This is a genomic window from Flavobacterium chungnamense, assembly GCF_039539165.1.
GTDB lineage: Bacteria > Bacteroidota > Bacteroidia > Flavobacteriales > Flavobacteriaceae > Flavobacterium > Flavobacterium chungnamense.
The window spans coordinates 211,910-223,607 of sequence record NZ_BAABCS010000021.1 but is presented as its reverse complement, the minus strand read 5'-3'; the positions used below and the strand labels follow the sequence as shown (position 1 = coordinate 223,607).

Annotated in this window: 9 protein-coding genes; 6 read left to right on the top strand and 3 right to left on the bottom strand. The window is 32.9% G+C overall.

The genetic code is table 11. From position 1 onward, the window contains the following. Positions 1-11: 11 nt before the first annotated feature. From kbl to ABD771_RS13200, 3 genes are all read left to right on the top strand, one after another. Positions 12-1,202 carry a glycine C-acetyltransferase gene (gene kbl, locus ABD771_RS13210; protein ID WP_345095342.1) on the top strand — a complete coding sequence of 397 codons (1,191 nt, stop codon included), beginning with the start codon at positions 12-14 and terminating at the stop codon, positions 1,200-1,202. Positions 1,203-1,333: 131 nt separating this feature from the next. Further along, a complete protein-coding gene (locus ABD771_RS13205; protein WP_345095340.1) occupies positions 1,334-2,749 on the top strand; it encodes an OmpA family protein in 1,416 nt (471 codons plus the stop codon). A gap of 63 nt (positions 2,750-2,812) precedes the next feature. Next, positions 2,813-5,569 carry a PD-(D/E)XK nuclease family protein gene (locus tag ABD771_RS13200; RefSeq protein ID WP_345095338.1) on the top strand — a complete coding sequence of 919 codons (2,757 nt, stop codon included), beginning with the start codon at positions 2,813-2,815 and terminating at the stop codon, positions 5,567-5,569. 117 nt (positions 5,570-5,686) lie between these two features. Here ABD771_RS13200 and ABD771_RS13195 read toward each other — a convergent pair whose 3' ends face one another. The 3 genes from ABD771_RS13195 to ABD771_RS13185 form a co-directional block, all read right to left on the bottom strand. Further along, positions 5,687-6,469: an alpha/beta fold hydrolase gene (locus ABD771_RS13195; RefSeq protein ID WP_345095335.1), complete on the bottom strand. Its 783-nt coding sequence runs from the start codon at positions 6,467-6,469 to the stop codon at positions 5,687-5,689. 201 nt (positions 6,470-6,670) lie between these two features. After that, positions 6,671-7,963 (bottom strand): aminopeptidase P family protein, encoded by a 1,293-nt coding sequence (locus ABD771_RS13190; protein ID WP_345095333.1) that lies wholly within the window; start codon positions 7,961-7,963, stop codon positions 6,671-6,673. 228 nt (positions 7,964-8,191) lie between these two features. Continuing rightward, positions 8,192-8,788: a Crp/Fnr family transcriptional regulator gene (locus ABD771_RS13185; protein WP_345095331.1), complete on the bottom strand. Its 597-nt coding sequence runs from the start codon at positions 8,786-8,788 to the stop codon at positions 8,192-8,194. A 77-nt stretch (positions 8,789-8,865) separates the two neighbouring features. Here ABD771_RS13185 and ABD771_RS13180 point away from each other — a divergent pair, with 77 nt between their 5' ends. The 3 genes from ABD771_RS13180 to ABD771_RS13170 all read left to right on the top strand — a co-directional run bounded on the left by ABD771_RS13180 (position 8,866) and on the right by ABD771_RS13170 (position 11,685). Then, positions 8,866-9,717, top strand: coding sequence for a ChaN family lipoprotein (locus ABD771_RS13180; RefSeq protein ID WP_345095328.1), 852 nt, complete (start codon positions 8,866-8,868; stop codon positions 9,715-9,717). A gap of 70 nt (positions 9,718-9,787) precedes the next feature. Next, on the top strand, positions 9,788-10,666 hold the full coding sequence (locus tag ABD771_RS13175) for a hypothetical protein (protein ID WP_345095326.1): 879 nt from the start codon (positions 9,788-9,790) through the stop codon (positions 10,664-10,666). A 161-nt stretch (positions 10,667-10,827) separates the two neighbouring features. Next, positions 10,828-11,685, top strand: a complete 858-nt coding sequence (locus ABD771_RS13170) for a succinate dehydrogenase cytochrome b subunit (RefSeq protein WP_345095324.1) — start codon at positions 10,828-10,830, stop codon at positions 11,683-11,685. Positions 11,686-11,698: the final 13 nt, after the last annotated feature.

Below are 11,698 nucleotides of genomic sequence, written 5' to 3'. Positions count from 1 at the left end.
AGAATTAAAATATGTACGGAAAAATTCAACAACACCTGCAAAACGAATTAAATACTATTGAGCAAAATGGTATTTTCAAAAAAGAAAGAATTATTACATCTCCGCAAGGAGCGGAAATTATAGTTAATGGCGAAACGGTTTTAAATTTTTGTGCCAACAACTATTTAGGATTATCATCACATCCAGAAGTGGTTCAATCGGCAAAAGATGCTTTAGATTCTCATGGATTCGGAATGTCTTCAGTGCGTTTCATCTGCGGAACTCAAGATATTCATAAAACATTAGAAAAAAAGATTGCTGAATTCTACGGAACAGAAGATACTATATTATATGCTGCGGCATTTGATGCTAATGGTGGCGTTTTCGAACCTTTGTTAGGAGAAGAAGATTGTATTATTTCAGATAGTTTAAATCACGCTTCTATTATTGATGGTGTTCGATTGTGTAAAGCGGCTCGCTATCGTTATGAAAATTCCAATATGGAAGATTTAGAACAACAACTAATAAAAGCAACCGAAGCTGGACATCGTTTTAAACTTATTGTAACAGACGGAGTTTTCTCAATGGACGGATTGGTTGCGCCATTAGATAAAATTTGTGATTTGGCAGATAAGTATGATGCCTTAGTTATGGTTGATGAATGTCACGCTGCAGGTTTCATCGGAGCAACAGGAAAAGGAACTTTAGAAGCCAAAGGCGTAATGGGAAGAGTTGACATCATCACAGGAACTTTAGGAAAAGCGCTTGGTGGTGCAATGGGCGGATATACAACTGCTAAAAAAGAAGTTATTGAAATTTTGCGTCAGCGTTCTCGTCCTTATTTATTTTCAAATTCATTAGCACCAGCAATTGTTGGAGCTTCAATTAAAGTATTTGAACTTTTAGAAAAAGACACCACTTTAAGAGACAAATTAGAATGGAATACCAATTATTTTAAAGATGGTCTGAGAAAAGCAGGCATTGACTTTATCGATGGAGATTCAGCAATTGTCCCAGTAATGCTATATGATGCCAAGCTTTCGCAAATAATGGCAGACGAATTATTGAAAAAAGGAATTTATGTAATTGGTTTCTTTTATCCAGTGGTTCCAAAAGATAAAGCAAGAATTAGAGTGCAACTTTCTGCAGCTCATACTAAAGAACATTTAGACAAAGCAATACAAGCTTTTACAGAAGTTGCGAAGAATTTAAACGTAATTTAACTAACTTGTTTATTTGCATAAATTTGTAGAATTATTTCATAATTCCCACATTTTAAGCTTTTCATTTTGATAATTCATTTTATCGCATTACTTTTGCACCATTATATGTATATAATCTAACAAAATTAAGTATGAAACATCTTAACAAATTATTTGCTTTATTGATGCTTTTAGGATTAAGTTCTCAAGCACAAGATAGTAACAACAAATGGGCTATTTCGTTTGGAGTAAACGCAGTAGACGGAGCAAGAGTAAGTGCGGCTTCTAAAATAGAAGACCAATTTTCTCAATACTTTGACGCAAAAAGATACTGGAGTGTTTTACCATCAGTTTCTACTATTGGTGTGTCAAGATATGTAGGAGATAATTTCTCTTTTGGAGTAACTGGATCTGTAAACAAAATTACAAAACTTGTAGGTGAAAGAACTTACGATCCTTCAACAAACACTAATGATTACACTGTAACTAATCCTGGTGATTTGATGTATTATGGTGTTGATGGAGTTGTTAAATACAGCTTTATGAACATGATTAAATCAAAAATGATCGACCCATCTGTTCACGTTGGTGGAGGTTATACTTGGTTAGGTGATGCATCTGCTGGTACAATCAACGGAGGTTTAGGTTTGACTTTTTGGTTGTCTGAGCAAGTTGGTTTATCATTTAGTTCAACTTACAAACATTCATTTGATGATTCAAGAAATCCATCATTTGACGTTCCAACTCATTTACAACATTTTGGAGGTTTAACTTTCAAATTTGGTGCTAAAGATACAGACGGTGACGGAATCTACGATAGAGAAGATGCTTGTCCAGATGTTGCTGGTTTAAAAGAATTCAAAGGTTGTCCTGATACTGACGGAGACGGAATAGAAGATAGTAAAGATTCATGTGTTGATACAGCAGGTTTAGCTGAGTTCAACGGATGTCCTGATACTGACGGAGATGGTGTTGAAGATAGTAAAGATGCTTGTGTTGATGTAGCTGGTTTAAAATCATTAAATGGTTGTCCAGATGCTGACGGTGACGGTGTTGCTGATAAAGATGACGCTTGTAAAGACGTTAAAGGTCCTAAAGAAAACAAAGGTTGTCCTTGGCCAGATAGAGATGGTGATAAAGTTTTAGATAAAGATGACAAATGTCCAGATGTTGCTGGTACTGTAGCTAATCAAGGTTGTCCTGAAGTTTCTGACGAAGCTATCAAAAAATTAAATGATTATGCTAAAACTATCTTATTTGATACTAACAAAGCTACTTTCCAACAAAGAACTTACCCAGTATTAGAAGCTATTACTGCTATCTTGAAAGAATACCCAAGTGCTAACTTCTCAATCGAAGGACACACTGATGCTGATGGTAAAGATGCTGCTAACTTAACTTTGTCTGAAAACAGAGCTGCTGCAGTTAAAAATTACTTAATCGAAAAAGGTATCGCTGCTTCAAGATTATCATCTAAAGGTTTCGGTGAGTCAATGCCAATTGACTCTAACAAAACTAAAGCTGGTAAAGCTAACAATAGAAGAGTTGAAGTGAAATTAGTAAAATAATTTCTTCCAAAATATTTTTAAGAAACGCCTCGATTTATTGAGGCGTTTTTTTATATTTATAAAATGAATAACAACTCATTTTTAAATAAACTTTCCAAAGAAATTGTCGCCAACTATTCTGATAATTTTTCAGATTTAATAGTCATTCTGCCTAACAGAAGAGCTAAAGTTTTTCTTATTGATGAACTCAAAAAAGAAACAACGGCAACTATATTTTCTCCTGAAATAATTAGCATTGAAGACTTTGTTCAAGACATTGCAGGAATACGTTCTATTGATAGTGTCGAATTGTTATTCGAATTTTATAATGTCTATCTTTCTGTAACCGAGAAAGACCAAGAATCCTTCGAAACCTTTGCTAATTGGGCAAAGACGTTACTTCAAGATTTTAATGAAATTGATAGATATCTACTTGAACCTGATAAGATTTTAAAATATCTAGAAAACATAAAAGAAGTCGAACATTGGGCAGTTGATATTGATAAACGAACCGACTTAATTCATAAATATTTAATTTTTTGGAAAAAACTCCCACTGTATTATCATTCGCTTTATAATTATTTATTACATAAAGGAATTGGTTATCAAGGTTTAATTTACAGAGAAGCTGTAGATAATCTCAATCATTTTTCGGAAACTATAAAAGATAAAAAATTCCTTTTCGCTGGATTCAATGCTTTAAACCACGCCGAAGAGAAAATAATTCAACATCTTTTAGCCATTGATAAAGCCAAAATCTATTGGGATATTGATGAAACCTTTTTAAACGATCCATTTCACGATACAGGGCTTTTTCAGCGTAGATTCAAATCAACGTGGCCTTATTATAAAACCAGTCCGTATGAATGGATTACAAGTGATTTTAAGCAGGTAAAGAACATCCAAGTTATTGGTACGCCAAAAGCTATTGGTCAAGCCAAAATTGTTGGCGAAATAATTGAAAAGCAAAGTATTCAAAACGAAGGAAAACTTCAAAATGTTGCCGTAGTTCTTGGCGAAGAATCGCTTTTGGTTCCCATTTTATATTCGCTTCCATCCAATGTTGATGCTTTGAATATTACAATGGGTTATTCAAGCAAAAATAATCCTGCACAATTGCTAATTGCCAAACTTTTTAAAGCGCACACCAACGCCATTTCAAGAAATGCTTCAAGTTATGTGTTTTATTATAAAGACGTTTTAGATATTCTAACGCATCCGTTAATTGAACCGTATATCAATGCTAAGGAATTGGTAAACCGAATCAATCAAAACAATTATACCTTCATAGTTCACAAACGAATTCTAGAACTGCAAGAAAATCAGAATGAATTATTTCAATTGATTTTTCAAAAATGGGACACATCTTCTGTTGCTATTTTGGAAAATTTGAGTCAGATTTTGCTTAAAATCAAATCCAATTTAAGTTCAGACAATGAAGAAGAAAAGATTACGAATGCCTTTGTTTATTCGATTTTTAAAGTGATAAACAAAATGATTTCTTACTTTTCGTCTAATTCCAATATTGATTCTGTTGAAACACTTTATGCCATTTACAAGCAAGTAATTGATGTCGCTGAAGTTTCATTTGAAGGTGAACCTTTGAACGGATTGCAAATTATGGGAGTTCTTGAAAGTCGTGTGCTCGATTTTGAAACCGTAATAATCACATCGGTTAACGAAGGCAAATTTCCAGCTGGAAAAAGTATGAATTCGTTCATTCCGTATGATGTTAAAAAGGAGTACGGTTTACCAACTTTCAAAGAAAAAGATGCGATTTACACCTACCATTTCTATCATTTATTACAACGCGCTAAAAATATTTATTTGTTATATAATTCCGATAGTGAAGGTTTGGATGCAGGAGAACGAAGTCGATTCATCACACAATTGGAAGTCGAAAAACAACCCAATCACAACTTGACATTTCAAACGTATAATGCCAATGTTCCCGAAATTGCGCATCAACCATTAGTAATTCCAAAATCGGAAAAAGTGTTGTTGCGATTGAAGGAAATTGCAGATAAAGGATTTTCACCTTCAGCATTGACGACGTATATTCGAAATCCAATCCAGTTTTATTTTCAAAGAATATTGCGCATTTCTGAAACGGATGAAGTGGAAGAAAATATTGCTGTAAACACTCTTGGAACAATAATTCACGGAACTTTAGAAGAATTGTACAAACCGTTTATCGGTAAAATTTTAATTGAAAACGATATTAAAATTTGTATCAAAAATATCGATGACGAAGTGTTGAAACAATTCAAATTAGTATACAAAGAAGGCGAAATCAAAAAAGGAAAAAATTTGTTAGCTTTTGAAGTAGCCAAACGAAATGTATTGAATTTCTTGAAATTAGAATTAGAAGCTATTCAAAACGGTGATAAAATTCAAATTATAGCTTTAGAAAAACATTTAGAACGCGACTTGGTGCATCCAAAGTTACCTTTTTCAGTTAAAATTGGCGGAAACGTTGACAGAATCGAAAAACGAAACGGAAGAATCAGAATCATCGATTATAAAACCGGAAATGTAACCAAACCAAGTGTCACTTTAAAATTTTGGAATGGCTTAACAGAAGACATTAAAAACGATAAAATTATCCAAATTCTTGCTTATGCGTTTATGTATGAAGAAGAGGCCAAAGGTTTAGAAATCGAAGCTGGAATTATTTCTTTCAAAAACTTAAAAAATGGATTTTTGCCTTTTGGTTTTAAAGAAGGTAAAGAAACAGTAGAAGTAATTTCACCCGAAATAATGGAAAATTATCTTGAAGAAATTGTGGTTTTATTGAATGAGATTTTGAGTGCTGATGTGGCTTTTGAGGAAAAAGTTTAATACTCAACCGCAAAGGCGCTAAGTTTTCGCAAAGTTCGCAAAGGAAATGAAATAGGTTTTTGAAAACAGTAAAGAAAAGCTTTGCGAACTTTGCGCTTTTTCTTAGCTTCTTTGCGGTTAAACTCTTTTTAAAAACTCACCCAAAACAACAAACAATTCGTCCTTATTTTCAATATGGCTCATGTGTCCGTCTGGGAAAGTGTGTAGTTTTACGTTGGTTCCTTCAATTTGGTCAATGTTTTCATCGTAATTCAACACCGGATCTTCTTTTCCTAAAATCAATAGCATTGGATAATTGGCAAAATGCAAAATCACTTCTCTGTCTTTTCTAATTTTCATACCTTCTTGACAAGCGACAATGCCTTGAAGTGGCGTTTTTAATGCTTCCAACTTTACATATTCAATTTCATCTAATAGAATTTCACGATTTTTCTCACTGAATAAATTCGCAACACTCATTCGGATGCAAGCCACATAATTCTTTTTCACAGCAATAATCGCTCGGTCACGATTGGCTTTTCGTTCGTCGCTATCAGCTCTTGAAGTAGAATTTAAAAGCACCAAACCTTTCATAGCATCTGGATACAATTCGGCGAAAGCCAACGCAATATAACCTCCCATAGAATGACCAATCAAAACCGCTTTTCTAATTTTCAATTCGTGCAAAACGTGATGCACCATATCGGCTTGATCTTCCATTGAATGCACGTAACCCAAACATTCGGTTTGTCCGTGGCCCAATAAATCAATAGCTATAACGCGATGTTTCTTTGAAAATTCACTCACAAAAGCGTTCCACATTTCTTTATTTTCATAAAAGCCATGCAATAAAACTACAGCCGTTCCTTTTCCTTGGTCGGTGTAAGTGATTTTTGTGTTTTTGTAGATGGTGGTTTTCATTGGTGCAAAAGTAGAATTTTTTAAACTCGAATTCAATTCTATTAAAAAGATTAATTTATAATAGTTTTGTCATTTCGACACAGGAGAAATCACACAAAGTAATCACGAGTGAGATTCCTTCGGAATGACAACTTTGAACATAAAAAAAACGGCTCACTTTCGCAAACCGTTTTAACTGATAACTGAGACTGAGACTGAAAACTAACTATTCATCAAACTCTCAATTTCATCCACTTCAATAGGAATATTGCGCATCAAGTTGAATGCTTCGCCTTTTTCTTGAATTACCATATCGTCTTCAATACGAATTCCGAAACCTTCTGCTGGAATATAAATTCCTGGTTCAACCGTGAATACCATATTCGCTTGCATTGGTTCGTGTAATAATCCGTAATCGTGCGTGTCTAATCCCATGTGGTGAGACGTTCCGTGCATGAAATATTTTTTATACGCTGGCCAATCTGGATTTTCGTTTTGAACATCGGCTTTGTCAATCAATCCCAAACCTAAAAGTTCGGAAGTCATGATTTTACCAACTTCTACATGATATTGTTTCCACAAAGTTCCTGGAACCAACATTTTTGTAGCTTCATTTTTCACACGTAAAACGGCATTATAAACTTCTTTTTGTCTGTCAGAAAAACGTCCCGAAACCGGAACCATTCTCGTCATATCGCTTGAATAATTGGCATATTCTGCACCAACATCAAGCAAAATCAAATCACCTGCATTACATTGTTGGTTGTTTTCAATATAATGTAAAACGTTAGCATTATTTCCCGAAGCAATAATTGGCGTGTATGCAAAACCTTTGGAACGATTTCTTAGAAATTCATGCGCAAATTCTGCTTCGATTTCGTATTCCATTACGTTTGGTTTTACGAAATTCAAAACTCTTCTAAAACCTTTTTCAGTAATATTACAAGCTTCTTGAATCAAATCCAATTCTTCGCTTTCCTTAACAGAACGTAAACGCTGCAAAATAGGATTTGATTTCTCCACTTTATGCGCTGGATAATTTTCTTTCCACCATTTGATAAAACGCGCTTCACGAGTTTCAGTTTCAATTACCGCACGATAATGCTCGTTAGTGTTGATGTAAATGGTTTCGGCATAAGTCATCACTTCTTTCAAAGTTTTATGAAAATCTTGTAACCAAATCACACTTTTAATTCCGGCAACTTCAAACGCTCTTTCTTTTGTAAGTTTTTCGCCTTCCCAAATGGCAATGTGTTCGTTAGTTTCTTTTAAGAATAAAATCTCTTTCAAATGCTCATAAGGCGCATCCGGAAAAATCAACAAAATACTTTCTTCTTGATCAACGCCCGATAAATAAAAAATATCACGATGCTGTGCAAAAGGCAAAGTAGAATCGGCAGAAACTGGATAAATGTCGTTAGAATTAAAAACGGCAACACTATTTGGTTTCATTTGTGCCGTGAATTTGGCTCTGTTTTTAATAAACAAATCACGGTCTATTTGATGGTATTTCATATGTAAGTTTTTATTGTTTTTTAATGGTCATATGCAATCGCCTTGCGGCTCATGTCATTTTTAGATTATTAGATTTTCGGATTGTTAGACAATTCGATAATTTTATTTACCAAAATTAAGGAATAATTGAGTTCAAGTTGTAGCCAAATGGCGTTATTTTAATTAACCGCAAATTCGCAAATTATAATAGCAATTGTAAAGAAAAAATTTGCGAATTCGCGGTAACTATTAATTTATGTTTTTACGAATACGACTCATGTGTCGTGATGAAATTCCTAAGAAAGAAGCTAAATAATGCAACGGAACTTCTTGAAGTAATTTGGGTTCAGTGGCTAATAATTTTTTGTAACGTTCTTCAGGTGTTAACGTTAGCAAGTCAATTCGATAATCATCGATTAAGCAAATTTGTTTTTCGATTACATTATAATAAAACTGATGAAATGCTTTATTGTTTTCAATTAAATCTTTGAAGGTTTTTAAATCTACAATCCATAATTTACAATCGGCAATAGCTTTGATGCTTTTTCGCGATGGTTTGCCAAATAAAAAACTGCTTAAGGATGAAGTTACAGAGTTTTTTAAAGCTAAATAGGTTGTTTTTTCTTCGTCCAAAACTTCTATCGAATGTTGTAAAATCCCACTTTCTACAAAACAAAAATGTTGACAAACTTCATTTTCGTTTACAAAGAATTCATTTTTCTTTAAATGTAAAATTTTAAAACGTGCTTTTGCTTTTGCAATCAATTCTTCCATAGACTGTTCGTTTACATCAATAAATTGACATAAATAATTTAGAAAAACGTCATTAGATTTTGAAACTAGCATCGGTAAAAGTTTTAACAAAAATATCCAAATAGTTTTCAACTCAAATTAAAATCTATATTTTTATAAAAAATTTCACAATGAGAACTAAATTTTTGTCACTACTTTTTCTTTTTGCAATTAGTCTTCACGCACAAGACAAAAAACCGTATCAACTATTTGATAAAAATGGAAAGAAAGTCTCTTACGAAAAATTGCTAAAAGCATCTTTGAAAACCCAAGTTGTTCTTTTTGGAGAATATCATAATAATTCTGTTTCACATTGGTTGCAACTTGAATTGACTAAAGATGTTGCGGCAAAAACACCGGTGGTTCTTGGTGCAGAAATGATAGAAGCCGATAATCAAACCCAATTAAACCAATATTTGAAAGATGAAATTGATCAAAAGAAGCTAGATTCTACAGCGCGTTTGTGGAAAAATCATCCAACAGATTATAAACCTTTGGTTGATTTTGCAAAAGAAAACAACTTTGATTTTATAGCTACTAATATTCCTAGACGTTATGCTTCTATGGTTTCTAAAAAAGGTTTTGAAGCATTAGAAACTCTTACAACAGAAGAAAAGTCATGGATTGCACCACAACCAATTCCTTACGACGCATCACTTCCTGGTTATGTTGAAATGATGAAAATGATGGGTGACCATACAAGTCCAAATATGCCAAAAGCTCAAGCTAGTAAAGATGCAACGATGGCCTATTTTATAAATAAAAATTTGAAAGCCAACAGTGTTTTCATTCACTATAATGGGACTTTTCATTCTGATAATTTTGATGGGATTAATTGGTATTTAAAAACTTACAATCCGACCATAGAAATTGTAACAATATCTACTGTTGAACAAAAAGACATATCAAAACTTGAGAAAGAAAATTTCAATAAAGCTGATTTTATTCTCGTTATTGATGAAGATGTAACAAAAACGTATTAAATTCGTTTCATAGTTATGAGTTTTAAATTTGTTTGAAAATGATTTTAAACCCCAAAACCAAAACTAAAGTATGAAAAAAATAATTTTATTACTATCAATTTTAACTTTAAGCATTTCTTTCTTTTCTTGTGAAGATTTAGATGATAATCAGTTAGAACCTATGTTGATTATTAAATTTAAGTTTGATCCTAATCAATCCAGATTGAATAATTTAGGTCAGCCATCATTTGTTCCTTTTGGTAATGGAGCTCAATCGCCTGTTTTTAATAAAATTTCTTCTCATTATATAGAATTTGCAAAAGACGCCAATACCCAATTAGGTGATGGTAGTATTGTTTATCATGGACAAGAAACAACAATTGGAGGCAATAATGCAATTGATTTCAGTAAAGCTAAAATTGTTGCTGAAGGAGAAGCTTTTTTAGAAATCCCTCTCAAAGATTTAGCAATTGGAAGTTATGAATGGTTGAGAGTTTCTTTATCTTATCAGAATTACCAAATAAAAATTCGTAAACCAGGTTCGAGCCTTGAGTATGATGGAACTTTAGAAAGTTTTGTAGGATTCAACACCTATATAGGAACTCACAGTATTGGAAACACTTTTTTTCAAGTTGATGCCAATAAGCCACAAGGATATTGGGCTTTTGCACTAAATGATTTTCCATATTCTGCATCAGGTCAGGCTCCAGCAGGAGCAACGACAGTTCCAAATCCAATTGCTGCAACATCATCTATTCCTTTAACTTCATGTGTTGTAACAGGAAAATTTAACACACCTTTAGAGATAACAGGATTAGAAAAGAAGAATGTTATAATAACAGTTTCATTATCTACCAATAAAAGTTTTGAATGGATTGATACTAATGGTAACGGAAAATTTGATCCATCTCAAGGTGAAAATGTTGTTGATATGGGATTAAGAGGATTGATTCCGTCTTACACAAAGTAGTTTTGTTTAACAAAAAATACCTTTTTAAATCATTTAACACTTTGAAAATCAACAAGTGTTAAACTCACTTTAAATTGATTATAAATTACGACGAAAAGGTTGTAGTTAATATCAAATAGCTGTATTTTTGTTTGATTTTTTAAAATAAATTATACAATCTTATGGCAAAATCTGCACTTTTAAAGTCATCTATCGCAAAGAAATATTGGATGGCTCTTACGGGTTTATTTTTATGCTTGTTTTTGGCAGGGCATTTAGCTGGAAATCTACAACTGATTTTTAGCGACGCATTACATTTCAATCAGTATGCGTTATTTATGACTTCAAATCCAGCAGTTAAGTTACTTTCTTATGTAACCTACATTTCAATTTTATTTCATGCAGTTGATGGTTTTATGTTAACCTATCAAAATGTTAAAGCAAGACCAGTTGGTTATGCAAAATCCAATCCAGGAGCTAATAGCTCATTTTCTTCTAGAAATATGGCAATCTTAGGAACTCTAATCTTGGTTTTTATTGTTACACACATGGTTAATTTTTGGGCAAAGATGCATTTCGATAAAGACATGCCCTTGCAAACAATTACAGTTGAAGCAATGGGACAAAAACAAGAATTGTATTTAACTACCAATGAAGGTTACATGCCTGTTCAACAGGTAGCAAAATCTATAGATGAAGCTACCAAAACTGGTGTTCAAACTTACATTGAGAATAGAACAGAATTTTACAATACTCAAGCAAAAGTAAAAGTTGGAGAAGGTTACAAGGATCTTCACAAAATTACAGTTGCATTTTTTAAAGATGCAAAGTACGGTTTAATTGCAACAATTCTTTATGTGATTGCAATGGCTGTTTTAGCTTTCCACTTGTTACATGGTTTTCAAAGTGCTTTCCAATCTTTAGGACTTAATAATCCAAATTGGACTCCTAAAATCAAATTTTTCGGAACTGCTTTTGCTATTGTTGTTCCGTTGTTGTTTGCAATTATTCCAGTTTACATTCACTTTTTCTTAAAATAATCAACATCAGATA

Excerpts from the sequence above, each read along its gene's own strand:
- ABD771_RS13175 (WP_345095326.1), top strand. The coding sequence starts at position 9,788 with ATGAAAAAAATAATTTTATTACTATCAATTTTAACTTTAAGCATTTCT.
- ABD771_RS13190 (WP_345095333.1), bottom strand. The coding sequence starts at position 7,963 with ATGAAATACCATCAAATAGACCGTGATTTGTTTATTAAAAACAGAGCC.
- kbl (WP_345095342.1), top strand. The coding sequence starts at position 12 with ATGTACGGAAAAATTCAACAACACCTGCAAAACGAATTAAATACTATT.
- ABD771_RS13195 (WP_345095335.1), bottom strand. The coding sequence starts at position 6,469 with ATGAAAACCACCATCTACAAAAACACAAAAATCACTTACACCGACCAA.
- ABD771_RS13185 (WP_345095331.1), bottom strand. The coding sequence starts at position 8,788 with ATGCTAGTTTCAAAATCTAATGACGTTTTTCTAAATTATTTATGTCAA.
- ABD771_RS13205 (WP_345095340.1), top strand. The coding sequence starts at position 1,334 with ATGAAACATCTTAACAAATTATTTGCTTTATTGATGCTTTTAGGATTA.
- ABD771_RS13200 (WP_345095338.1), top strand. The coding sequence starts at position 2,813 with ATGAATAACAACTCATTTTTAAATAAACTTTCCAAAGAAATTGTCGCC.
- ABD771_RS13170 (WP_345095324.1), top strand. The coding sequence starts at position 10,828 with ATGGCAAAATCTGCACTTTTAAAGTCATCTATCGCAAAGAAATATTGG.
- ABD771_RS13180 (WP_345095328.1), top strand. The coding sequence starts at position 8,866 with ATGAGAACTAAATTTTTGTCACTACTTTTTCTTTTTGCAATTAGTCTT.